The sequence below is a fragment of the Hydrogenoanaerobacterium saccharovorans genome, from assembly GCF_003814745.1.
GTDB classification, from domain to species: Bacteria; Bacillota; Clostridia; order Oscillospirales; family Ruminococcaceae; genus Hydrogenoanaerobacterium; species Hydrogenoanaerobacterium saccharovorans.
The window spans coordinates 98,390-121,564 of record NZ_RKRD01000003.1 but is presented as its reverse complement, the minus strand read 5'-3'; the positions used below and the strand labels follow the sequence as shown (position 1 = coordinate 121,564).

The 23,175-nt window shown below is 40.6% G+C and carries 23 protein-coding genes and 1 pseudogene; 8 read left to right on the top strand and 16 right to left on the bottom strand.

The features are described 5' to 3' along the window. Positions 1-30 precede the first annotated feature (30 nt). From EDD70_RS12765 to EDD70_RS12750, 4 genes are all read left to right on the top strand, one after another. Positions 31-801 carry a hypothetical protein gene (locus EDD70_RS12765; protein ID WP_123811058.1) on the top strand — a complete coding sequence of 257 codons (771 nt, stop codon included), beginning with the start codon at positions 31-33 and terminating at the stop codon, positions 799-801. A gap of 502 nt (positions 802-1,303) precedes the next feature. Continuing rightward, positions 1,304-1,579 carry a hypothetical protein gene (locus tag EDD70_RS12760; protein WP_092755977.1) on the top strand — a complete coding sequence of 92 codons (276 nt, stop codon included), beginning with the start codon at positions 1,304-1,306 and terminating at the stop codon, positions 1,577-1,579. A 261-nt stretch (positions 1,580-1,840) separates the two neighbouring features. Further along, on the top strand, positions 1,841-2,047 hold the full coding sequence (locus EDD70_RS12755) for a hypothetical protein (protein WP_092755975.1): 207 nt from the start codon (positions 1,841-1,843) through the stop codon (positions 2,045-2,047). A 293-nt stretch (positions 2,048-2,340) separates the two neighbouring features. Beyond that, positions 2,341-3,045 carry a class I SAM-dependent methyltransferase gene (locus EDD70_RS12750; protein ID WP_479723807.1) on the top strand — a complete coding sequence of 235 codons (705 nt, stop codon included), beginning with the start codon at positions 2,341-2,343 and terminating at the stop codon, positions 3,043-3,045. Between the two features lie 27 nt (positions 3,046-3,072). On the opposite strand, the pseudogene tnpA reads toward EDD70_RS12750, so the two are convergent. Further along, positions 3,073-3,345, bottom strand: a pseudogene (tnpA, locus tag EDD70_RS12745) (IS200/IS605 family transposase); the annotation flags it as partial. A 112-nt stretch (positions 3,346-3,457) separates the two neighbouring features. Here tnpA and EDD70_RS12740 point away from each other — a divergent pair. Then, positions 3,458-3,643 carry a hypothetical protein gene (locus EDD70_RS12740; RefSeq protein ID WP_092755973.1) on the top strand — a complete coding sequence of 62 codons (186 nt, stop codon included), beginning with the start codon at positions 3,458-3,460 and terminating at the stop codon, positions 3,641-3,643. Between the two features lie 109 nt (positions 3,644-3,752). Here EDD70_RS12740 and EDD70_RS12735 read toward each other — a convergent pair whose 3' ends face one another. The 10 genes from EDD70_RS12735 to EDD70_RS12690 all read right to left on the bottom strand — a co-directional run bounded on the left by EDD70_RS12735 (position 3,753) and on the right by EDD70_RS12690 (position 13,699). Further along, positions 3,753-4,790 (bottom strand): uroporphyrinogen decarboxylase family protein, encoded by a 1,038-nt coding sequence (locus EDD70_RS12735; protein ID WP_092755971.1) that lies wholly within the window; start codon positions 4,788-4,790, stop codon positions 3,753-3,755. Positions 4,791-4,827: 37 nt separating this feature from the next. After that, the gene (hxlB, locus tag EDD70_RS12730) at positions 4,828-5,367 is read right to left on the bottom strand and encodes a 6-phospho-3-hexuloisomerase (RefSeq protein ID WP_092755969.1); all 540 of its coding nucleotides are present in this window, start codon (positions 5,365-5,367) and stop codon (positions 4,828-4,830) included. 3 nt (positions 5,368-5,370) lie between these two features. Then, entirely contained in the window at positions 5,371-5,994 is a 624-nt protein-coding gene (locus EDD70_RS12725) for an orotidine 5'-phosphate decarboxylase / HUMPS family protein (protein ID WP_092755967.1), read from the bottom strand. A gap of 20 nt (positions 5,995-6,014) precedes the next feature. Continuing rightward, positions 6,015-6,959 (bottom strand): sugar kinase, encoded by a 945-nt coding sequence (locus EDD70_RS12720; RefSeq protein WP_092755965.1) that lies wholly within the window; start codon positions 6,957-6,959, stop codon positions 6,015-6,017. A 4-nt stretch (positions 6,960-6,963) separates the two neighbouring features. Beyond that, positions 6,964-7,635 (bottom strand): hypothetical protein, encoded by a 672-nt coding sequence (locus EDD70_RS12715; RefSeq protein ID WP_092755963.1) that lies wholly within the window; start codon positions 7,633-7,635, stop codon positions 6,964-6,966. Beyond that, positions 7,625-9,754: a hydantoinase/oxoprolinase family protein gene (locus EDD70_RS12710; RefSeq protein ID WP_092755961.1), complete on the bottom strand. Its 2,130-nt coding sequence runs from the start codon at positions 9,752-9,754 to the stop codon at positions 7,625-7,627. Before EDD70_RS12710 ends, EDD70_RS12715 begins: the two co-directional genes overlap by 11 nt. 167 nt (positions 9,755-9,921) lie before the next feature. After that, complete coding sequence (locus tag EDD70_RS12705) at positions 9,922-11,214, bottom strand: citrate transporter (RefSeq protein WP_092755959.1); 1,293 nt, start codon at positions 11,212-11,214, stop codon at positions 9,922-9,924. A 45-nt stretch (positions 11,215-11,259) separates the two neighbouring features. Then, positions 11,260-12,003: a sugar phosphate isomerase/epimerase family protein gene (locus EDD70_RS12700; RefSeq protein WP_092755957.1), complete on the bottom strand. Its 744-nt coding sequence runs from the start codon at positions 12,001-12,003 to the stop codon at positions 11,260-11,262. After that, positions 12,000-12,629, bottom strand: coding sequence for a bifunctional 4-hydroxy-2-oxoglutarate aldolase/2-dehydro-3-deoxy-phosphogluconate aldolase (locus EDD70_RS12695; protein ID WP_092755955.1), 630 nt, complete (start codon positions 12,627-12,629; stop codon positions 12,000-12,002). Before EDD70_RS12695 ends, EDD70_RS12700 begins: the two co-directional genes overlap by 4 nt. Before the next feature lie 23 nt (positions 12,630-12,652). Further along, complete coding sequence (locus tag EDD70_RS12690) at positions 12,653-13,699, bottom strand: LacI family DNA-binding transcriptional regulator (RefSeq protein ID WP_162840927.1); 1,047 nt, start codon at positions 13,697-13,699, stop codon at positions 12,653-12,655. A gap of 907 nt (positions 13,700-14,606) precedes the next feature. Here EDD70_RS12690 and EDD70_RS12685 point away from each other — a divergent pair. Beyond that, the gene (locus EDD70_RS12685) at positions 14,607-15,425 is read left to right on the top strand and encodes a MerR family transcriptional regulator (RefSeq protein ID WP_092755950.1); all 819 of its coding nucleotides are present in this window, start codon (positions 14,607-14,609) and stop codon (positions 15,423-15,425) included. A 95-nt stretch (positions 15,426-15,520) separates the two neighbouring features. Here EDD70_RS12685 and EDD70_RS12680 read toward each other — a convergent pair whose 3' ends face one another. From EDD70_RS12680 to EDD70_RS12670, 3 genes are all read right to left on the bottom strand, one after another. Then, positions 15,521-15,802 carry a CPCC family cysteine-rich protein gene (locus EDD70_RS12680; protein WP_092755948.1) on the bottom strand — a complete coding sequence of 94 codons (282 nt, stop codon included), beginning with the start codon at positions 15,800-15,802 and terminating at the stop codon, positions 15,521-15,523. Between the two features lie 29 nt (positions 15,803-15,831). Continuing rightward, positions 15,832-16,551, bottom strand: a complete 720-nt coding sequence (locus tag EDD70_RS12675; protein ID WP_092755946.1) for an NAD-dependent protein deacylase — start codon at positions 16,549-16,551, stop codon at positions 15,832-15,834. Between the two features lie 145 nt (positions 16,552-16,696). After that, complete coding sequence (locus EDD70_RS12670) at positions 16,697-17,839, bottom strand: aldo/keto reductase (RefSeq protein ID WP_092755944.1); 1,143 nt, start codon at positions 17,837-17,839, stop codon at positions 16,697-16,699. A gap of 203 nt (positions 17,840-18,042) precedes the next feature. Between EDD70_RS12670 and EDD70_RS12665 the strand changes: the two genes are divergently transcribed. Together EDD70_RS12665 and EDD70_RS12660 are read left to right on the top strand one after the other, a co-directional pair. Beyond that, positions 18,043-18,717, top strand: a complete 675-nt coding sequence (locus EDD70_RS12665; protein WP_092755942.1) for a response regulator transcription factor — start codon at positions 18,043-18,045, stop codon at positions 18,715-18,717. Next, entirely contained in the window at positions 18,701-20,260 is a 1,560-nt protein-coding gene (locus EDD70_RS12660; RefSeq protein WP_092755940.1) for a HAMP domain-containing sensor histidine kinase, read from the top strand. Before EDD70_RS12665 ends, EDD70_RS12660 begins: the two co-directional genes overlap by 17 nt. 225 nt (positions 20,261-20,485) lie before the next feature. Here EDD70_RS12660 and EDD70_RS12655 read toward each other — a convergent pair whose 3' ends face one another. Further along, a complete protein-coding gene (locus tag EDD70_RS12655) occupies positions 20,486-22,747 on the bottom strand; it encodes a heavy metal translocating P-type ATPase (protein WP_092755938.1) in 2,262 nt (753 codons plus the stop codon). An 83-nt stretch (positions 22,748-22,830) separates the two neighbouring features. After that, positions 22,831-23,157: an ArsR/SmtB family transcription factor gene (locus tag EDD70_RS12650; RefSeq protein ID WP_092756277.1), complete on the bottom strand. Its 327-nt coding sequence runs from the start codon at positions 23,155-23,157 to the stop codon at positions 22,831-22,833. Positions 23,158-23,175 lie beyond the last annotated feature (18 nt).

Here is a 23,175-nt window from a genome sequence, read left to right as displayed (position 1 = left end):
ATTATTTGTTATAACGAGCCCTTTTCTGAAATGCAGGGTAACATTATATTTGTAGATTACGAACTATCGTCATGGAAATACCAAAATGATGATTATGTGCCGTCAAAATATCTCTGCTACATTTTGGGCAAAAAGCCACTGCCAAGCGACAGTGATATTGTAATCAAAAGTGGGCATATCATGCGAGATAGTATAAGCTTGAAAGGTATGGGCAGTGCTTTTGGAGGAAATTGGAAACCAAGCCCTAACAAACCACAGGATGAACGCTTTTTGGGAAAGCCAAGGGAAATCAAAACAACCTATGACAAAAAAGGAAATAAATTTGAAACAAAAATAGGTAATGATGGGCGAGCTATAAAAGAGAGACACTATACAGATCATAATCGACCAGATAAACACACAAATCCTCATGACCATGAAATTAATTGGAATAGTCAACGAGGTAATCCACTGCCAGGCTCACCAATAAACTATCCAAATGGTGCTCCCAAATTTAAATCATGGACAGGAGAACAGTATATGAACAATATGATTATGTCAAACAGCAAATACGAAGACAATTTTTCCACAATCAGCGAATTCAAATGGTGTATTGACGATGGTGGAGAAGTGGAATTTATTTGGAATGGTAAGCCGTACAGTATTACACACCCAGATGGGAAAATTAGTATATGTCAAGGAGATCATTATAGCGAAGCGGTTGATGTAGACAAAGCTGATGAATTACTCGACTATTTGTTGGGGAAAGATAAATTACGTGATGTCATTACGCAGGTTGAGGTTTTATACCGCACAATTTGACAATATGATATCACGAAAAACGCTGACAGTTCAAATCCCCATCCAAAAATTCAATGACATCTTTTATTGCCGCTAGACTCAACAAAAAGTCATGTATGAGGATTTGAACTCGTACATGACTTTTTCATTTATTAGTGATATTGTAATCAAAAGTGGGCATATCATGCGAGATAGTATAAGCTTAAAAGGTATGGGCAGCGATTTTTGAATAAATTGGAAACCCAGCCCTAATAAACCACAGGTTGAACGCTATTTGGGAAAGCCAGGGGAAATTAAAAGAACTGTAATGCCTAATGGCGAAAAGTTTGAAACAAAAATAGGTGATGATGGACGGGCGATAAAAGAACGGCATTATTCAGATCATCAAAAACCATGGGCACACACAAACCCACATGACCATGATATCAATTAGAATAGTCAACGAGGTAATCCACTGCCAGACTTACCAATAAACTATCCGAATGGTGCTCCCGAATTTAAATCATGGACAGGAGAACAGTATATGAATAATATTTTGACAAACAGCAAATACGAAGACAAATTCTCCACAATCAGCGAATTCAAATGGTGTATTGATGATGGCGGAGAAGTGGAATTTATTTGGAAGGGTAAGCCGTACAGTATTACACATCCAGATGGAAAAATCAGCATCAGTGAAGCATATAAACAAGAAACAGAGAGTGTTTATAATACAACAGATGAACTACTTGAGTATATGGTTGGTGGAGACCGTCTTCATGAAGTCACGCAGGTTGAGGTTTTATGCCGCACTATTTGACAATATGATATCACGAAAAACGCTGACAGTTCAAATCCCCATCCAAAAATTCAATGACATTTTTTGCATGTTTCTATGTAACTTAAAACGGTATGCTCCTATTGTTGAAGGGACTTTATCCTTATCTAGCCAAATCCTAAATATCATACAAATCCGCATGACCATAATATTGACTGGTCTAAAGGTTTTCCTAACCCAGGCCCCCCAATTAATTATTCAGATGGAGCCCCCGCATTTAAAAACTACAAAGGAGTGAGCTATATGGAAAATATCATTGGACATAATACGTCAGAGGAAAACCGTTTTAAATCTATCAGCGATTTTAAATGGTGTGTCAACGGAGGTGGTGAAGTAGAGTTTGTGTATAACAACAAAACGTTTGGAATAGCTCCAAAACTAAAACGTACCTCTGATTCACCAATGCAGATCCTTAGTAGAGTACTCAAAAAAAACCGAACAGTGGTATGATACAGCAGATGAAGCATTGGAATACATGATTAATGGCATTCGCTTGCGTGACATAATTACTGAAGTGGAAGTAACGGAGCGTACCATTTAAACACATAAAATTCCATTATTTTTAAAATGGGAATTTTGTAGTGATAGTTCGAGTCCCTTCTCTAAAAATGCACTCGTATCAATAATTGACATCAAACTCAAACAAAAAGTCATGTATGAGTATTTAAACTTATACATGACTTTTTTATTTGTATATGATAACATGAAATAAAGATTATTCATATAACAAGAAGGTGATTGTTGTGTACGATTACTCATTAGAGGAAAGTCTAAGTATTTGGGAATTTAATGCAGAACATTGGGATAATTATATGGGTGATGAATCAAATGATTTTCACAGAAATGTAGTTCGTCCAAAAGTTACCGAGTTGCTTGACATAAATAAAGACGATTTCATATTAGATGTTTCTTGTGGAAATGGTAACTATTCAGCTTTTATGACAGAGCGTGGAGCAAGAGTTGTTGCTTTTGATTATAGCGCAAAGATGATAGAACTTGCTAAAAAACGACGGGCTAATTTTTTAGATAAAATAGAATTTATAGTTGCAGATGCTACAGATGAGCAGCAATTAATGGCTCTTCAAAGAAATTCACAATATACAAAAGCCGTTTGTAATATGGCTATAATGGATATTATAGAGATAGACACGCTTTTTAACTGTGTGAACAAACTCATTGTAGATGATGGCATTTTTGTTTTTTCTACTCAACACCCTTGCTTTGTTACATTGACCGATAAATATTTAACCTCTCACGCATATTACGATACTGCTATTCCAAATCAACCCAAAGAGCAATGCTATTATCACAGGTCATTTCAAGATATTTTTAACACCTGTTTCAAGCACGGATTTACCATAGATGGTTTTTACGAAGAAGCATACGGAGAAAAAGAAACTCCGGACATTATTATCGTAAGATCTAAAAAAATTAGATCGATTGTGTAAAGTTAATGAGCATAACCTACATGATGATTGTTCAAATATCATGAGCGTACTTTTCCCTTTTAAGCAGCCCATGAATTCACCTACACTTAACTTTGGTGGTATCGAAAGCAACAAGTGTATATGGTCTGGCATTGCGTGGGCTTCTATAATTTCCACATGTTTATACTCACATAGTTTCCTCAATATCCCGCCTATATCTTTTCTTAACTTTCCATATATTGCTTTCCTTCTGTATTTTGGCAGTATAATTATGTGATATTGACACTTCCATTTTGTATGTGATAAACTATTTTCGTCCATTGGATATTCCTCCTTTGATGTTCATGCGGTTAACGAAACCCGTACTATTTAACATCAAAGGAGGTTTTTTCAATCAACGCTATCGCTTTTTCTATCCACACGTGCATAGCACGTGGTTCTCAACACCAATAACCTTACCGCAACAATTACTATAACAGTAGAAGAAAAACAATCCGAAACCCCAAGCAAAGAAACCTTACTTGCCCTCATCAAGTCTGCAAAAGAAAAGGTTCAGGATGCCAGATACACGCAGGCAAGCAGAGATGCGGGGATGCATTCTTCTTGCCGCAGTAATTAGTTTCGTTCTTACTAAACTTAAATCATCTGATCAATAAACCATTCCCCTAAAGCAAAACCGCTGGGTTGTTTGAAACAACCCAGCGGTTTTGCTTTAGATCAATATTAAATTAAAAATAGCGGTACTCTTCGGCAGCATCTAACATAGCCTGAATATTTTCAGGAGGAACATTTGAGCCTATTCCATTTGATGGTGCAAGAATAAAGCCTTTGCCGTTTCTGCGGAAAATATCAAAAAGATTTTTTACACTATATTTTACGTCTTCTGGAGTACCATAAGGCAGAACCTTTTGGTTGGAAATACCGCCGTAAAACACAATTTTATCACCAAATTCTTCTGCAACCTGCTCAATATTGATACTTTCGGGTTGCAGAGGGTGCAAGATATCCACACCAATTTCAATAAAATCCGGAATAATCTCATGAATGTCACCGCAACTATGAAAAATAACTGGTAAACCTGCCTGCTTATAAACAGAGATTACCTGTGCAATATGGGGTTTGATGATTTCACGCCACATATTTGGTGACATCATCAAGCCACGCTGGCTGCCATAATCATCACCAATTCTACCTGCATTCACCCCTGCTTGCACATAACGCTGTGCTACACGAACCTGATACGCAGTAATTTTATCCAGCAGTTCGTTGGCAAATTCAGGTTCACAAGCGAGGTCCATTAAAAAGTTTTCAAATCCTCGCAAGGAATAGGCACGTTCAAACATGCTCAAAGCCTGATAAGACGCAACCAAATATTCATCGCTGTATTTTTTTATAATTCCATTTGCATAATCAAGCAGTTCGGGGTCTTCTGAAGAAGGGAAAACATAGGTACTGTAATTCTCAATATCTTCAAGAGGGTGGGTATCAAAAAAAGTACCCTCTTGTGCCATATCCCACCTTACCTGCCATTCATCGTACACATAACGCTCTTTAAAAGCGCGAGTTTTCAGCTTGCCCATACCATCGTTTAGGTAAGCAAACATAATGTGGTTATCCATTACCTCAAGCATAGATGAATCGGAGTGCGACAGGTGGCGATATTCGGCATAACGGTCTAAAGCGGTAGGAGTAAAATCAAACTGAACAGGAAACTTATCCATATTGGTGCGAGATATGGTATTGAGTATTCTTTGCTGATGTGTCATGTTTTTTCCTCAACTTTCCGCATGAATTTTAAGCTATTTACCAGTGCTTTTGTGTAGCGGTGCTGTTAGTTATATGGTCGCGCTCACTCAACATTAAGCATAGTACATCCAGCGTAATATGCAGCGACTGGTCGAATAAAGAACTAAGCAGCTGAACAGAGCCGCGAACGTCTTCGCTATCGCCCTTTACCGTTCCTGGCACAGTAAGCACCACCGAAGCTGCCTTTGCTGCTGTAGATTGAGGCTTACTGGTTACTGCAATAACGGTACAGCCTTTTTGCTGTGCCTTTAAAGTATCTGATACCACATAGGCACTTTCTCCTGACCCTGAAATAGCAATAAATACATCATCCTTTGCAACGGCAGGAGTAATGGTTTCCCCTACAACGTATACCTGATACCCCAAATGCATTAGTCGCATAGCAAAACCTTTTGCCATTAATCCACTGCGACCCTCGCCGTCTACAAAAATGCGGCAAGGCTTTTGTATGCACTGTGCTACCTCACATAATTTTTGGGAATCAACCTGTTCTAACACACCGGTAATTTCGTTTAATACCGTTTGAATCAGTTGCATATATTAACCTTCTTTCAGTGCAAAGCGAAATTTTTGGGCAGCCACTTTACGGTCATCTGCCTTGGTAATTGCACCACCTATAACCGCTATCTCAAATCCACTGCGGGCAATTAGCCCTATGGTTTGCAGTGATATGCCGCCAGCTACAGCCAATCGGCGCACTCCTTGCATTTGTTTTAGGTTATCATGTATCATTTCTTCCAACCCGGCACCTGCCTTATCAGCTGGTAGATGCAAACAAAAAATAGCATTTTGAAATTGCTTTAATTGTTGCAGCTTTTCACCCGTTATTTCAAGCAAGTCAATCATAATATCCTTGTTTTGTTCCTGCGCAACTTGGTAACAGGCGGCAATTGTGGTGATGGAAGCTGCCCCCATCACGGTTAAAATATCTGCGCCTGCTCCATATGCACTGCAAAATTCATAGGCACCCTCATCTATAGTTTTGCTGTCTGCCAAAATAGTTTTATGCGGGTAAGCTTTGGCTATTGCTTCAATAGAAGCGTTTCCAAAATCTTTAATTAAAGAAGTACCTACTTCAATAATATCTACCATATCGGCTGTTTCACTGCAAATTTTAAGTGCTTCCGGTATGCTCACACGGTCCAGTGATAACTGTATTTTCATAGGCTACGTCTCCTCACAAATTATGCTTTATAAGTAGAGATTCGTGCTTCAAGCTGTTCAGGATTTGGAAGACCTTCGTTATCACTTACATGTTCCACTTGAATGGAACCAATGGCGTTACCACGGATAACACAATCACGCAATGACAGACCTTCGAGACGCCCACTGATTATGCCCACTGCAAAACCATCGCCTGCACCAACCGTATCTACAATTTTGTTTACTTCAAAACCTTTTTGTACGTAGCTTTCGTTTGGAGTACGTACGTAGGCGCCTTCACTGCCCAATTTTATAATAACCTCAGCAACACCAAGTTCCTGATAAAAATCTGCAATTTTAACAGGGTTATCACTGCCGCATAGTATAAGCCCCTCTGATATACCCGGGAGTACCATGTCGCACTTTGATGCCAAGTCGTTGATAACTTCTATCATTTTTTCTTTGCTTTCCCAAAGCATGGGGCGAAGATTAGGGTCGAAACTGATATAAATTCCAGCTTCCTTGGCGCGTTCAATCAAACGATAGGTTGCCTCACGGCATGAAGGTGAAAGTGCTGGTGGTATTCCCGTAACATGAACATGCTTTATCCCAGAAAAATCAACTTTTTCAATGTCTTCTTTTGACATCTGAGAGGCAGCTGAACCTTTGCGGTAATACGCAATGGCTGGGTCACCTTCGGTTACTTTACTTTTTAACTGCAAACCTGTACGATAAATATCATCAAATGAAACAAAGGTGGTATCTATTTTTTCACGCTCTAAAAAGTGGTAGATATATTCCCCCATAGGCTCTTTGCCTAATTTTGTAACATAGGATGGAGTATGACCCAAACGAACTAAACCGATGCAGACGTTTACCTCAGCCCCTGCTAAACTTTTTGAAAAGTGTTGTACTTTATGAAGAGGCCCAACAGTGTCTGCTACAAACATAGCCATTGGCTCGCCCATAAGAATTACTTCTGCCATTATGTTAATCTCCCTTATCTATTTTAAATTGCAGTATATTTTGATACAGTTTACGGCACTGCGCTTCATTTTGGCTCCATGGCAGTACTACATCAAAAACATAGGGGCTATAGTTTAAATGCAACAATTCAGCGGCAAATGCCATAGCTGCAATCTCTCCCAAACAAATAAGCCCAGACTTGTATTGAAAGGAACCGATTCTCCAAAGGACAATTTTTGTTTTGGTGTACAGCTGCGCATTTTTACTTTCAATAAAGTGAAATAGTTCGTGAGCTATAAGCAACTGTTCAATATTTACATGTTGCAGCATACCACCAATGTTGTTTTGTTCTATTAATGTTTGCGCAGCAGTTATATTCTTCGTAAACAAAGTAATATGATTTGGAAACTGAAATTGCGCAAACGTTATAAAATTATCTGTGCCAAATGAATCTTTGCGTGCAATATCTAACCCCATTGTGTCTGCAAGCTGTAAGATATGCTGTGCACCAAATTGGTTTTGCAGTTTTTGGGCTTCTTTACGCCCGCAGAGGTTGGCTTTTTGTATCATCTCTTGCTGAAGTTGGGGGCTTAGCCGTTTATGAATAGGGTCACGGCTAAACGCATAGGCACCCCATTCTTGTTCCGTCATAGACACAAGTTTGGGCATGAGATCTTTTATTTCGTTAGATATCATTTTTAGCACCCACAAGGATAATCTCTTCATCCGGTTCACGGGTACCGATTTCTGTATCTACTACCATTTTCAGTTGTTCCAAATCCATCATACCTTCAAAATCTAAAACCTTGCCACCAACACAAAGGTAAATATCAGGTGTAAGCTTAATATCACTTTTGTAAACTGATAAATCCTCCCACATTTGCTCAATAACAGCGTAAGCCTGTTCTACCGTGCAGGTTGCAGCAGAACCATCACCGCGCTGAATTTTGATGAAGCCTTTTTTATCTACAATACGAATTTGATTAGAACCATTTTGCTTGGTACTGGAAAATACATAAAATACATTATTTTTGGCTGAAAGAGCTACTTGATTGGTGGTTGTACCCAAAGATTTTGCTGCTATCTCTTTTGCATCCTCTTCGGTGCAGGCACGCAGCAAATCGGTGGTTTGAACTTCGGTAGAACCCAGCGCAATGGCTGTAATACGTGAGGTTTGGGCATCAATTTCTATCTGCACCTCAATGCTGTCGGGCAATGCACCGTTGGCAATAGCAAGGTCACAAGCCTCTTTTTTCAGGTTTGCAATATCCTGTTTTGAGGGATTGGGTATAACACGTTCCACCACATCTCGCACCATAGCAAGTGCTACGCCAATGGATGAAATAACTTCTGCGTTTTCGGGAATGTTGTAGCTAAGTTCCATATGTTTTGCAGTATAGGGTAGCAAAGCAGCAGCGCCCCCGCCTACACCTACAAGCGAAATTTGGTCTTTTTCCAACTTATATTTTTCAGCCAGTGTTTCAATAACCGGTTTAATTTTTTCGTAGGATTTGGCAAGGATTGCTTCTGCCACTTGTTCTACGGTTTGTCCCATATAATCGGCTAAAGGCTGCATTGCTTTACGCGCAGAAGCAACAAAACCGTAGGAATAATCCTCTGGTTTTACAATACCCAGCACGTTGGCAGCACAGCTGTTTGTAATGGTAATTCGTTTGCCATTTGCTAAACGAATAGCCACATAATCGGAGGGATCACCTTTTTTAGGGCTAAAAAATTCCACCTGTGGGTCTATAATTTCTTCTTCTGGCGTGTACACCGCATAGGGCATACCGGCAATATGGGCACTGCGGGGTCCCACATCTTTAATGCCATCTTTTCCAGCACGAACCATACTGCCGCCCGCAATACCAAGTACACGTACGTCCAAAGAATTAATATAGGTAGGATGTCCGCCAACAATGGAATAATCTACTGCGGGACGGCCGTTTTTAATAACACCAATGTTGGTACTGGTTCCACCTACTTCAAAATAAACACCGTTAGAAGCGCGCAAATACATTAACGCACCCACAACACTGGCAGCAGGGCCTGATAACATTGTAAGCACCGGACGTTTTTTCATTTCTGATATATCCATAACGCCGCCGTCACCGCGCATAATCATAAGCGGCACTTTAATACCGGCAGAGCGAACACTTTGCTCGGTGCTGTTGGCAGTATCCAGCATTTTAGGCAAGATACTGGCGTTGATTGCGGCGGTTCTTGTGCGGCGTGTTAAACCGTACAATTTGCTTATTTCAGATGCAACGGAAACAGGAATATTGTGCTTTTCAGCAACCTTTTGTACTTGTTGTTCTTCCGTAATGTTATCTACACCGAATGCTTTACTTGCAACAATAACCTGTGTACCTTGGCTGGTAAGTTCCTTAATAGCGCTTTCCACTGTGGCATTGTTGAGTTCTTTTTGTTTTAGATAAGTATGATGTATTTTTATTTTTCTTCCTGTTCCGAGGTCAATATCATCCAGCTTTGTTTGCTTTTTGGCAAGCAGCCCTTCTAAACCGCCCTTGCCAATACCCATGACGCCAACTTCTGCTACATCTCCTTCAAGAAGTGCATTGGTTGCCTGCGTTGTACTGTGTGCTATAAAAATAACATCTTGAGGGTTAATATTGTTTGCATCAAGGCAATTTTTAAAGGCTTCAATTACGCCTGCCGATACACCCATTTCATCATCATGGGTAGTCATAACCGAAGCTTTGCCAATAATTTCATGAGTGAGATTATCAATAGCGACTGCTTTTGTGTGGGTTCCACCTACGTCTATACCGACTCTGATTGCTCTGTTGCTCATAAATAATGGGCTCCTTTCTGATGTTGCCTGTTGAATAAACTATTTATGGAATATCCCTAAAACACGGGAGGTTCAAAAGGGTTTCCTGTATTTTGGGGGTATACCATGCTTATTTTAAATTCTGCCGCCAAATCCAAAACGGATTGGCGGCAGTAGTTTATGATAGATTAATGCATACCGTACATAAAATATACAAGCAAGCTGTTAATTGCACAGATAATCCATCCCCAAAGAACGCCCGAAGTTAAGAATTCTTTGGTGCTTACTTTTGAATAGTTGATAGCCCATAGGTTCCAAGATTGTGTTGGGCAGCAGGAAATGTTCATTGTAATAGTAGGGGTGTAAATGAGTGGGAATAGAAGTACAGCACTGTAAACGCCCATACCGTTGAGTATGCCAAGTACTGCCGCACCTGCACCAAATATGGTTAATGGACCGCGGAATAGCCCTAAAGGTGCAACAACAGCAAAAAGAATGCAAAGGACTAACGCATTTGTGGGAATGACGCCACCCAGAATTTTTTGGAAGAAATAAGAGCAAGGACCTGCAATTTTATTAAACATAGGCAAAATAAATAAAAAGCCCAGCAAGGATGCAACGTCAACTACACCATCGTAGAAGGTTTTAGTGACAATTTTTTCGCAATCTTTGTAAGATTTAATTTTACCGCAAACAAATAGGGCAAAGAAAGATGCAACAATAAATGCAGGAATGGGTTGCCATTTAAACACAATAGCTAAAATAACAGGAATAACAGGAGTAATGAGCGAATACCACGGTGCTTCGGTACTCTCGATGCTACCTGTAGAAGCTGCCCAGGAATGAACAAGTGCTTTTTTGTTCAGACGTACTCCAACCATAACAAAAATAACAATCAACTGAACAGCCATTGCTGCAAAACCAAATTTGAGATAATTGCTGTCGTATTGAAAGCCTTCGAAAATGCCCTGCATTTGTTTAAATAGTACAAGGTTTACATACATGCCAGAGCCAACGCTCATTAGGTAAGAAGAAACAGCCAGAGGCTTAGGTACCCCCAAAGACATTAAAATAGGAAGAACAATAACACCAACTGCCACTACTGCACCTGCACCGAATGTGCTGGTAAAAATAAGCCCTGTAACAAAGCACAGCAAAATAGTAGTTACAAATGGTTTATCGCCGCCAAGCTCTACCGTTTTACGAATAATGGTAGCTGCAATACCGGTTTTAACCAATACTTGTCCAAACCAGCTACCAAAAATTACAACAACTGCGGTAGCACCCCAACTTTCCGGTCCGCCTTGAAAAATCTTGGTTTGAGCATCCGCCCAAGTAAGCTGGCCACCTATAATTGCCAGTGCCGTCCAAAAAATTGCCATAACTAAAAAACCAATCATGAGGTTGCCGCCTTTTACCGCATATACGGTAAATCCAATAAAAGATAACAAAAGAATAATACCAATAATAATGTCTAACATCTTTTTTGCTCCTCCTCAAAATGTAATAGTGTACCATACACTTGGTTAAATATCTGCCGCTAACAGCTTTTGAATTTCAGCATCCAGACAGGTATCGCAAGGATATTCCAATGCGACGGGAACATTAGATGGGAGCTGTTTTAAAATACTCTCCCAGCAAAGATCACCTTCTCCAAGCCAAGTTGCTGTGGGCGGTGTACCTTGCAGTACATCTTTTACGTGAATATAAGTGACATGTTTTTGCAATAACTTGGCAGCAGATTTAGGGCTTTCCCTTGTCCATATCCAGTTACCGGTATCAAAAGTAAGAGTGATTTTCCCACCTTTCTTACTGGTCTCTTCTAAAAACCAGTTAATTTTTTCGCTTTTGCCGTTCTCCGGGGTTTGGTCGTTTTCAATGCTCTGCGTAATGTTGTATTTTTCACATAAGGAGGAAATAATTTTTATATCCTCGTTTGTAACAGCACTAACATCACCAATATTAAGTTTAACGTACCGGCAGCCCATGATTTGAGCCTCGGCATAAAAACTTTCCAGTCGGTTCATCATCAATTTGCCGTTTTCATACAAATAAGATGGAACGGAATAAAATAGTTTAATTTTATAGTTTAGAGAAGCTTCTGCTATAGCGAGTAGTTCGGTTTTGAAATCTTTCATAAACTCACGCCGTATTTCTACGTTTTCAACACCAAGTTCACACAGTGGCTTTAGCAGTTGAGCTTGTGCAACGCCCGCCTTTAATTGGTTTAAATAAACCAATGTATTTACAACTAAACGGTTTTTTTTCACACAGATTCTCCTTTTGCAGCCTTCAGCCTGTCAACACGTTGTTTTATAAGTGAAAGGTTGCTTTTGTCAATGCCTTTGGTGAGGTAACCTCCTAAACCAACAGCATAAGCACCTGCGTTAAACCAATTTGCAATGGTGGTATCATCAACACCGCCAGTAGGCATAAATTCTAAAAACGGCATAGGTGCTTTGCAAGCTTTTATAATTTTGGGGGAAATGCATTCGCCTGGGAACAATTTGACTACCTCACAGCCCAAACGATATGCTTCATAAGCTTCGGTTGGGGTAGCAGCGCCCATAGAGCAGAATATATTATTTGTAAAACAAAATTCTCCAACCTCTGGCACGATACAAGGAGAAACAATAAAATCAGCTCCGCTTTCCAAAGCATCTTTTGCTTGTTCTTGATTTAACACGGTACCGGCACCAATAATGGCATTTGGAAGTTCATTTTTTAGTTCTAAAATAAGCTTTGGAGCATCTTTAACCGAAAAAGTTATTTCCAAAGCATCAACCCCTGCATCCAATACAGCTTTGCATACTGCTTTAGCAGTATCAAAATCAGCGGAACGGATAACGGCAATCATAGCACCTTTCAGCCGATTTTTTACCTGGTTTTTTTTCATTGCAATTACCTCGATTTATTGTTTTATTTTTGTTTAATCAGTTCTGTGGAACCTCTTATAATTAGTTCATTTGGCAGTTCCAAAAATTTGGGCTTGAGTTTATTCTTCTGTTTGATACGCTTGATTACCATTTCTGCACACAAAACGCCAACTTTGTAAGAATCCTGTGTAACGGTAGTAATCCCCGGTGGAATTACCGAAGCCCATCCCCAATCATCAAACCCACAAATACCAAGTTTATTTGAAATTTGATAGCCAGCTGTGTTCATACCATTTAAAACATTCAACAGGGTAACACCGTTTACAGTAAAAATAGCAAGGGGTTCATTCGGGTACTTGCCAATAAAGCTGTTGAGACTTTGTACACACACATTAATGTCATTGGCATCGACTGGAAACGTATATTCATTTCCATCGGCATGATAAAGCTGTTCCATTGCCGCTAAAAAACCAGTATGCCTAATGTAACGGCTGCTTATTTTGCCTTGTGGTTCGGTAAAAAATGCAACGTGTTTGTAACCTTGTTCATAGAGGTGCTTAATGCAATCGTAGGTGGTGTGGTAGTTTTCTGTGGTAACAGTATCTACAGCAAAGCGGTCCATCAGGCAGCGGTCTGCCAGTGCAACGGGATATCCCTTTTGAAAAAGTTCTATGATGTAATCATCGTTGTAACCGGTGGTATTGATAATAAGACCATCAACCTGACTATTAAGCAAAGACTGAATTCCGTCCAACTCTTTTTGAGCATTATTGTCCACGTTAATAAACAACACTTGGTAGCCATTTCGTTGGCAAACATCACTGATTCCTTTTACTAAAATGGAGGAGAAGGGGCTTGTGATATTGGCTATGATACAGCCTATAACTCTGCTTTTTTGAGATTTCAAACTGCGTGCAATGTTGCTGGGATGATAATTAAGTTGATTGATGACACTTTCAATGCGGTGTTTTGTTTCTAGGGACATAAATTCATATTTCCCATTCAAATAGCGTGAGATGGTTGTTTTAGAAACTTTTGCGGCAGCTGCAACTTCATTAATTGTAACATTCTCTTTCCTAAAATCAGACATTTGCATCCTTCTTTCTGCAGATTAATGTACATTGGCAATCATTATGAAGCTAATTGTACCGCAATATTACTAATATTAGTATATAAATATACAAAAAAATAGAAATTAAATATATAAAATGGTTTACGAAACCGGTTTACTAACTTTTTACAACATTATTATAGGTTTGTATTCTCATAAAGTCAATAGCTTGTTCATATTTCTACAGATTGAACATAATTAGCACTGTATCTTGTCAGAAATAACAGTTAAATCTTTTTGAACACATCATCGTATTGAGGAGTTACAACCTTTTCTCTTTACTTTTAACCATAATTTAATTTTTCTACCACCTTAATGTGTTCGCTTTCTGTGCTAATTTTCATTTTTCAAGGCGAAGATGACGTAAACGTTCCTATCTCTGATATTGATAAAATCCGAGCTGATTTTGACAAAGCAGGTAATAAAAACCTACATGTATTCACTTTTCCAAATCACAGCCACGATCTGAACTATTTGCAGTACATTTTCGATGGAAAAATATCAGACGGATTAATATGTTTATTTAATACGGCCAAACGCTTTAACAAATCCCTTTTTATCAGTGAGATTAATGAGCAAAACTCACCTTATGTGACAGTTCAAATCACGCTACAGAAGATACACTCACATCATATATTACCGCTAAACTCAACAAATCCACACAGTCTTATTTTGTTAGGACTGTATGGATTTGTTAGCTTTTTGTATGTTTTAACAAGTTTATACTCTTCCTAGCAGTTCGCGTATCCAAAAAGTATTATTCATCAACGAAATCGGGCATTGTTACTGTTCGGCAGAAAATTTTAATCCACCTCTTGACTCTCACATTATGGTATACTTTATACTGAATATGAGCTCAAAAACACATATATGTGAGGTAAGATAAATGCTGAAGATTGGCGATTTTTCAAAACTATCAAGGATAAGCATACGAATGCTGCGGCATTACGACGAACTCGGTTTGCTGATACCTGCCAGTACAGACAATTTTACAGGCTATCGGTATTATAGTGAGGCACAACTGCCTATTGCAAACCGCATAACTGCGCTGAAAGATATGGGGTTCAGCCTTGCAACTGTTTGTGAAATACTAAAAATCTATAATAATCCACAGGCACTTACACAATATTTGCAGCTAAAACAAACCGAAATGCAAGAACAAGCCGATGAAACTGCTCGGCGTTTGCGCCTCCTTGAAACAACAATCAAACGGTTAAGAAAGGATGGTACGGTTATGAATTATAATGTTACTTTAAAGCAACTGCCCGAAAGATATGTGGCCAGTGTACGAGATGTTATCCCCACTTATGCGCACGAGGGCAAACTATGGCAAACCCTTATGGAAGAAACCGCCCCGCTGCATATGCAGAATGATGACCCATGCTATACCCTTGCAATTTTTCAAGATAGTGAATACAAAGAAAGCAATGTAGATGTAGAGGTGCAAATGTCGGTTAAAGGCAGCTACACCAACACAGAACACGTTTTATTTAAAACAGTGGCACCTATCCAAATTGCATCTGCAACCTATACAGGCAGCTATGATAAAATCGACCAGGTAAACGAGGCGGTTGCCAATTGGGTACGAGATAACGGCTACGAATTTAATGGAGCTATGTTTAATATATACCATGTCAGCCCGCACGAAACAAAAAACCCCGAAGAATGGGTAACCGAGGTTTGCTACCCCGTAAAAAAGAAATAAGTTTCTAATATCAAAGATGAGCAGAGCTGTTTTTAATTTAACAGTTCTGCTCATTTTTATTTCGGATATTCAAAGTCTTTCGGCTGCCTGCAATACTATTTTAAATGGGGTAATACTGCGCCATATTTTTGGTAGTTTCTTTTTGCTTTCAATATAGTCAACCCATGGTTTAAGTCGCTCGGTTCATCATCATTTTTTATAAATAAGTCAATCTCCCACAAACACACAGGGCAGATATAAGCAAGCGCATCACCATGATTTGGGATTGTAATATACCCGCAGCAGGGGCACGGTGCATCGCCGATAACTTCATTTTTAACCTCAGTTTTTTCAGATGATGTTTGTCGGGTATATGCCGTTGGTATATATTTATCCATCCATATATCACCTCATTGTTACTGCCATTTTACTGTACTACGGCACTCAATACTTCCCCGATATTTTCATGAATTACCAAAGCAGCTTTACTGTCTGACGAGGTTTTATCGCGGTTGATAAGAACCAGTTTATTTTTACAGTAATAATCGATTAACCCCGCAGCAGGGTAAACTGCAAGCGATGTTCCGCCAACGATTAAAACATCACAGTTTTTGATGAGAGAAACACTTGTGCTGATGGTTTTATTATCCAAACTTTCTTCATACAGTACCACATCGGGTTTTACAACACCTCCGCAACTACAATACGGGATGCCTTGGGATCGCTGAATGTATTCAAGAGGATAGAATTTTTTGCACTTCATACAATGGTTGCTGTGTACCGTACCATGCAGTTCGTATACCGCTTTGCTGCCTGCCAATTGGTGCAGCCCATCAATGTTTTGGGTGATAACGGCTTTTAGCTTTCCCAGTTGTTCCAGCCTTGCCAGCGCTTTGTGGGCGTTGTTGGGCAGCGCATTTGCATAAATCATTTTGTCTTTGTAAAACCTGAAAAATTCCGCCGTGTTATTTCGGAAAAAGGTATGGCTGAGTATGATTTCGGGCGGGTATTTGTACTGCTGATGATAAATACCGTCTTGCGACCGAAAATCCGGTATATTGCTTTCAGTCGATACACCGGCTCCGCCAAAAAACACGATATTGTTGGATTGTTCTATCAATCCTTTTAACTTTTCTACGTATTGCATGTGTACCACCTTTACTTTATATATGTTATTTTAAAGAACATACTTTGTCTATAGCAGTTATTTAGGCTGCTTACCTCACACAGCACCCTGCATAATAACAGCATTGAATAAATCCACCGCCTAGAGCAAGCGGTGGATTTTTGTTTTAATCTTCTTCTATCTTCGCTTCTGCAAAGGTTTTTGCAATTTGCGGCATAAGCTCACTGGATTTGATTGCCTGTGGGCAGATTACTTCGCACTTTTTGCAGCGTTTGCATGCATCGGCTTTTACAGCGATGCTATTGTAATTTTCAACCGCGTGTTTCATCGTTGAAGATGCTGTTAAGTTGTATGCCTCATATATTTTGGGTATATCAAGCCCAAACGGGCATGGCATGCAGTAGGCACATTTGGTGCATGGCACTAGTGCCATTGTTTCAAACACGGTTTTGCAATGCTCCAGCATCGCTAAATCTTCTGTACTAAGCATACCAACCGATGAACGGGCAGCATAAGTAAGGTTATCCACTGTTTGCTGCGTGGTACTCATACCGCTGAGCAGCAGCGAAACCTCGGGGCGGTTCCATAAAAAGTTCAGTGCCCACTCCACAGGTTTTTTAGCAGGAGAAAGCGCTTTAGCTACCTGCTCGGGCGGTACTGCAAGCTTTCCGCCCAAAAGAGGCTCCATAATCACAACACCCAGCCCTTTGGAAGCAGCATACTCTAACCCTCGAACCCCTGCTTGATGGTTTGTATCGATGTAATTGAGCTGAATCTGGCAGAAATCCCAACTATCAAAACCATCAATCATAGTACAAAATGCGTCATAATCATCGTGAAACGAAAACCCGATAAAGCGGATTTTACCGTCGCTTTTTGCCTTTTTCATTTTATCAAGCAAACCGAATTTCAAAACCTTTTCGTTCCAAGTATTTAAACTTAGAGCATGCAGCAGGTAAAAATCGATGGTATCGGTTTGCAGCCGTTCAAGCTGTTCGTTAAGAACACGGTCAAAGTCCTCCTCCTGCTCAAAGCTGTATACAGGCGATTTTGTGGCAAGTACCACGCGCTCACGGTATCCATCAAGCAAAGCATTGCCTACTGCAGTTTCGCTTTTGCCATCATGGTAAAAGTAGGCGGTATCAATGTAATTTACACCGTTGTCGACAGCATGACGAATCATACGAGTAGCCTCAGCCTGGTCGATGTTCCCACTTAACGCAATTCCATCGGTGGTTGGCAGGCGCATACAACCAAAGCCAAGTGCGGATACTTCAATGCCTGTTTTGCCGAATTTTCTGTATTGCATGATGTTACCTCTCCTAGTTCATATTTATTTAAATTTTTTACATATATTATTGTTGTATTATATCTATTGTAACATAAAAAAACAAACTGAAAAAGCCTTGCTTATATTCAAAAATCCGTGTTAAAATGAAAAAACAACACGCAACAATCACAAGCCGCCGCTATGATAGAAACAGAAGAAAATTACTGTAAAGGGATGATTTTATGGACAATAAAATTTTGATAGCTGAAGACGAGGCTAATATTCGGCGTGTGGTTGTAAGTACCCTGATGAAAGCAGGTTACCACACGATAGAAGCCTGTGATGGCAAGGATGCTTTGGATAAGTTTGAACAAAACCCCGATATCATTTTGGTTGTACTGGATGTTATGATGCCTTGGCTGAACGGGTATCAAGTATGTGAACAAATTCGTGAACAATCATCGGTACCCATTTTAATGCTGACTGCTTTAGATGGCGAAACAGACGAAGTCAACGGTTTAAACAGCGGTGCAGATGATTATGTTTCCAAGCCGTTTTCCTCCAGTATCTTGGTTGCTCGTGTTCAGTCTTTACTACGGCGTACTTCTGTAGGCAACAAAGAAAATTTGGAGATGGGCAGCATTACCCTGCGTTACCGCGAGCGTATGGTAACGGTAAACGGCGAACGAATTATGCTAACCCCAAAAGAGTTTGATTTACTATACTTTTTTATGCAAAATAAAAATTTAGTGCTTACGCGAGATCAAATTTTAGCTTCTGTGTGGGATGCGGATTACTTTGGTGAAGACCGTACGGTGGATACGCACATCAAATGCCTGCGTTCGAAACTGGGCGAATGCGGCAAGTACATTGTTACTTTGCGAAAGGTGGGTTATAAGTTTGAGCATCAACAGTAGAATTAAAACAGCAAGCTGCTTTAGTGTGCAAAAAAAGTTATTTTTATTTATTATAGCAATTCTGCTTGCAAATATTTTCCTGCTGTTTTTACTTGGATCAACCACATTCGAACAGCTGTATACACAGCATAAAATTCAGGAACTGAAAAACGGTGCAGCCGAAATCAAAAGTGCTTATGCCCAAGGCGTGGATTCTGAAACATACAACACTGCACTGAGAACTGTTGAAAATAAAAATATTATTGTACGCGTTTTTCATAAAAGCACCGACAATAAAATTAAATTGGATTACTTCACACGAATGGGTTTTAACCCAATGGAACGTGAAAAACCAAAAGGGCGTTTTTATAAGCCATTTATCAAAGAAGCTTTAAATGAGTTTTATGCACAGGGTTTGGATATTAAACTGCAGAATGAAAAATATGTAATCTACCAAGGGTCCAAACAGTATTATCATAACAGTATTCTGCTTTACACTGCAATGAACGACAAAACTTATTTAGCACTGGATACTCCGCGCAGATATATAGCGGAAACAGCCGAATTCGCAATCAAATCGTGCATTATAATCTCGTTGCTCACACTAACAGTCGGTTCGGTTGTGCTTTACTTTATCTGCCGCAAAATGACCTCGCCTATCACAGATATACAGAAAACAGCTGAGCGCATTGCCAATCTCGATTTTTCGGCACGCTGTACCGTTCACTCGAACGACGAGATTGGCAAACTGGCTCAAGCAATCAATAATATGTCCGACAGTTTGCAAAAAAACATCAGTGAGCTGGAAAACACCAACCTCATTCTGCGCAACGACCTGCATAAGCAAGAGCAGCAGGATATGATGCGAAAACGGTTTATTGCAAATGTTTCTCATGATTTTAAAACTCCGCTTACTCTTATCACCAGCTACGCAGAAAATATCAAAGAACTGGATGGAAACCAGCTGGAGCTACGCGACGAGTATTGCGGTATCATTTCGTCAGAGGGGTATAAAATGGCACATCTTGTACACATGCTGCTTAGCCTTTCTCGGTTGGAAAGCGGCATGGTTCAGCTTTCAAAAATGGCATTTTCGATCAACGAAATCATCCTTGAAACCATACGCAGGCATGCTCTGCCCGCTGAAAAAAAGCACCTCGTCATAGAGCGCGACCTCCCCGACGAAATCATCGTCCACGCAGATTTCCAACGTATTGAACAAGCGTTTATAAATCTTTTTGAAAACGCAGTTAAATATACACCCGCAGGCGGCAGCATAAAGGTTTCTACCCAACGGCTGGACGGGCAATGCATTGTGCGCATCTACAATACAGGCAGCCCCATTTCGCAAGATGATTTGGATAAACTGTTCATCAGTTTTTACCGTATTGATGAATCTCGCAGTTTTAACCTCCAAAGCTACGGGCTGGGTTTGGCAATTGTACGCAGTATCATGGAGCTGCATAAGCAGGAGTATGGCGCACACAATGTACCGGGAGGTGTTGAGTTTTGGTTTAAACTTGATACAGCCGCTATTGATGAAACGGATGACGAGGATATATAAAAAATATCATTTTGTTTTATCGGTGCATCATCATATTTCCAACACATTTGCGCTGTAAATTAGAAACAGTGGTTTTGAGAACAGCCACTGCTACTTTTTCCGTCTATCCTTCTTCATCCGACTGTCTCTGCGTATGGCAGTCCATGCTGTAAGCCGGTTTTGGGCATACAGCTAAAAACCGTCCGCTTGTGCTGAGCGGACGGTTTTTATTTTTTTAACTACTGCTTATTTCAGCTTTTTCTTTGTTCCAAGTGCACGCATTGAATTTAAAATGGCGATTACCGAAACGCCCACATCGGCAAATACAGCCTCCCACATCGTAGACATCCCAAAGCCAACCAGTACCAGTACCAGCACTTTGATAACCAAAGCAAATACGATATTTTGCTTTACAATACCGAGTGTTTTACGCGAAATTTTCATCGCCGTTGCAATGCGCGATGGCTCATCGGTCATAATAACAATATCGGCGGCTTCGATGGCTGCATCTGAGCCCAGCCCGCCCATGGCAATGCCAATATCGGCACGTGCCAAAACAGGTGCATCGTTAATTCCGTCCCCTACAAAGGCAAGCTTGCCTTTTCCCGTTTTTTGGGTAAGTAGCTGCTCCATCTGCTCCACTTTGTCGGCGGGCAGCAGTTCAGTATAAACTTCGTCCAGCCCCAGTTCTTTTGCTACCGATTCACCCACAAGTCTTGAATCTCCGGTTAACATAACCGTTTTTTTAACGCCGATTGCTTTCAGTGCGGCAATGGCTTGTTTTGCATCGGGTTTTATCTCATCTGATATGATTACACAACCGCCGTAAACACCGTTAACCGCAAGATGTACCACAGTACCGCCTACAGAAACCGCATTGAAAGCAATGTTGTTTGTCTCCATCAGCTTGGCATTGCCTGCCAGTACTGTTTTGCCGTCAACCACAGCTTTTACTCCGTATCCCGCAAGCTCTTCCACATCCGATACTCGGCTGTTATCAATTGCTTTGTCGTACGCTGCCTTTATCGAAAGCGAGATGGGATGGTTGGAGTAAGCTTCTGCATATGCAGCAAGTTCAAGCAATTCTTTATCGCTTATACCAACCGAGTTTATTTGCGTAACCGAAAATTTGCCTTTTGTAAGCGTACCGGTTTTGTCAAACACTACAAGCTGGGTATCGGCAAGTGCCTCAAGATAGTTGCTGCCTTTAATCAGCACGCCATGTTTGGATGCGCCACCGATTCCACCGAAAAATCCAAGCGGAATAGAAATGACCAGTGCGCAAGGGCAAGATACCACTAAGAACGAAAGCGCACGGTAAATCCAGTCGTTCCAAACACCGCCAAACAACAAGGGGGGGATGACAGCAAGAAGTGCAGCAATAATCACCACCACAGGGGTGTAGTATTTTGCGAATTTTGTAATAAAGTTTTCGGCATTTGCTTTTTTGCTGCTGGCATTTTCTACAAGGTCCAGTATTTTAGAAACTGTAGATTCGCCGAACTCTTTTGTAACCTCAATGTTCAGCACACCGGTAAGGTTGATGCACCCGCTTAAAACCTCACTGCCCGTTTGAGCCTCACGCGGCATAGATTCGCCTGTGAGTGCCGAAGTATCGATGGTGGAGCTGCCTTCAACCACCTTGCCATCCAGCGGGATTTTTTCGCCCGCTTTTACAACAATGATGTCTCCGATTTCCACATCCTCGGGGCTGCCTGTAACAATCTCTCCGTCGATTAGTACGTTTGCATAGTCGGGTCGTATATCCATTAGCCCCGCGATAGATTTACGCGAACGGTTAACCGCATAGTGCTGAAACAATTCTCCGATTTGGTAAAACAACATGACGGCAACGCCTTCGGGGTATTCGCCAATGAAAAAAGCACCGACGGTTGCAATGGACATTAAAAAGTTTTCATCAAATACTTTGCCTCGAAAGATGTTTTTTACCGCTTTCCACAATATGTCTCCGCCTATAAACAGGTACGCAATTAAGTACATTAATAATTCGGTAATCAACATCATATCGGATGACATTATCATTGCCGCTGCCATAATAATGCCCGTACCCACAATGCGGATCATTTGCGTGCGCAGGTAGCTATCTCCTGTGCTGCCGCTTTCAGGGTTATGGTCATCTTCATCTAAATCATGCGAGTGGCTGGCATGTTCGTCATGGTCATGCACTTCACAGCTGCAGCCATTGCAGCCTTCGCAGTTTTCGCCGCCATGCTCGTGAGCATGCATGTGTTTTTTGTAGGCATGTTTGTTTGCTTTCGAGGCCTTTTTCTCTGTAAGCACCGCAACATCGGGTTCAATTTTTGTAATAACTGCTGTTGCTTGCTCAAACGCTGCATCAAACTGGTCATCTGCGGCTTCTAGTATCAGCTTTTTCGTCATAAAATCAACTGTTACTGTTTTTATAATTTCCAGCGCGCCAACCGCACGCTCCAGCTTGGCTGCACAATTCGCGCAATCCAAGCCATCTAAATGGAATGTTTTTTTCATTCTGATTCTCCGTTCTTGCGTTGTTGTAGAATTTACCGATATTGCGGCTTTGTGATTTGATTTGTACATGCGGAGTTACGTTGCTATTCGTTGATGTGCTCCAGCCCTTGATCGAGAATTGTTTTGATATGATCATCGGACAATGAATAAAACACGGTTTTACCGTCGCGGCGGTTTTTTACCAAACGTGAGGCTTTCAATACACGCAGCTGATGTGAAATGGCACTTTGGCTCATATTTAACAGCTGTGCAATATCGCAGACACACATTTCAGATTCCAGCAGCACATACAGAATTTTAATTCGGGTAGAATCGGCAAAAATCTTGTAAAGGTCGGCAAGATCGTAAAGACTTTCCTCGTCGGGCATGCAGTTTTCAACCGCAGTTACAATCTCCTCATGTACGTGCATAAATTCGCAGCGTTCCAC

Excerpts from the sequence above, each read along its gene's own strand:
- EDD70_RS12765 (WP_123811058.1), top strand. The coding sequence starts at position 31 with ATGCAGGGTAACATTATATTTGTAGATTACGAACTATCGTCATGGAAA.
- EDD70_RS12760 (WP_092755977.1), top strand. The coding sequence starts at position 1,304 with ATGAATAATATTTTGACAAACAGCAAATACGAAGACAAATTCTCCACA.
- EDD70_RS12755 (WP_092755975.1), top strand. The coding sequence starts at position 1,841 with ATGGAAAATATCATTGGACATAATACGTCAGAGGAAAACCGTTTTAAA.
- EDD70_RS12735 (WP_092755971.1), bottom strand. The coding sequence starts at position 4,790 with ATGACACATCAGCAAAGAATACTCAATACCATATCTCGCACCAATATG.
- hxlB (WP_092755969.1), bottom strand. The coding sequence starts at position 5,367 with ATGCAACTGATTCAAACGGTATTAAACGAAATTACCGGTGTGTTAGAA.
- EDD70_RS12725 (WP_092755967.1), bottom strand. The coding sequence starts at position 5,994 with ATGAAAATACAGTTATCACTGGACCGTGTGAGCATACCGGAAGCACTT.
- EDD70_RS12720 (WP_092755965.1), bottom strand. The coding sequence starts at position 6,959 with ATGGCAGAAGTAATTCTTATGGGCGAGCCAATGGCTATGTTTGTAGCA.
- EDD70_RS12715 (WP_092755963.1), bottom strand. The coding sequence starts at position 7,635 with ATGATATCTAACGAAATAAAAGATCTCATGCCCAAACTTGTGTCTATG.
- EDD70_RS12710 (WP_092755961.1), bottom strand. The coding sequence starts at position 9,754 with ATGAGCAACAGAGCAATCAGAGTCGGTATAGACGTAGGTGGAACCCAC.
- EDD70_RS12705 (WP_092755959.1), bottom strand. The coding sequence starts at position 11,214 with ATGTTAGACATTATTATTGGTATTATTCTTTTGTTATCTTTTATTGGA.
- EDD70_RS12695 (WP_092755955.1), bottom strand. The coding sequence starts at position 12,629 with ATGAAAAAAAACCAGGTAAAAAATCGGCTGAAAGGTGCTATGATTGCC.
- EDD70_RS12690 (WP_162840927.1), bottom strand. The coding sequence starts at position 13,699 with ATGTCTGATTTTAGGAAAGAGAATGTTACAATTAATGAAGTTGCAGCT.
- EDD70_RS12685 (WP_092755950.1), top strand. The coding sequence starts at position 14,607 with ATGCTGAAGATTGGCGATTTTTCAAAACTATCAAGGATAAGCATACGA.
- EDD70_RS12680 (WP_092755948.1), bottom strand. The coding sequence starts at position 15,802 with ATGGATAAATATATACCAACGGCATATACCCGACAAACATCATCTGAA.
- EDD70_RS12675 (WP_092755946.1), bottom strand. The coding sequence starts at position 16,551 with ATGCAATACGTAGAAAAGTTAAAAGGATTGATAGAACAATCCAACAAT.
- EDD70_RS12670 (WP_092755944.1), bottom strand. The coding sequence starts at position 17,839 with ATGCAATACAGAAAATTCGGCAAAACAGGCATTGAAGTATCCGCACTT.
- EDD70_RS12665 (WP_092755942.1), top strand. The coding sequence starts at position 18,043 with ATGGACAATAAAATTTTGATAGCTGAAGACGAGGCTAATATTCGGCGT.
- EDD70_RS12655 (WP_092755938.1), bottom strand. The coding sequence starts at position 22,747 with ATGAAAAAAACATTCCATTTAGATGGCTTGGATTGCGCGAATTGTGCA.
- EDD70_RS12650 (WP_092756277.1), bottom strand. The coding sequence starts at position 23,157 with ATGCACGTACATGAGGAGATTGTAACTGCGGTTGAAAACTGCATGCCC.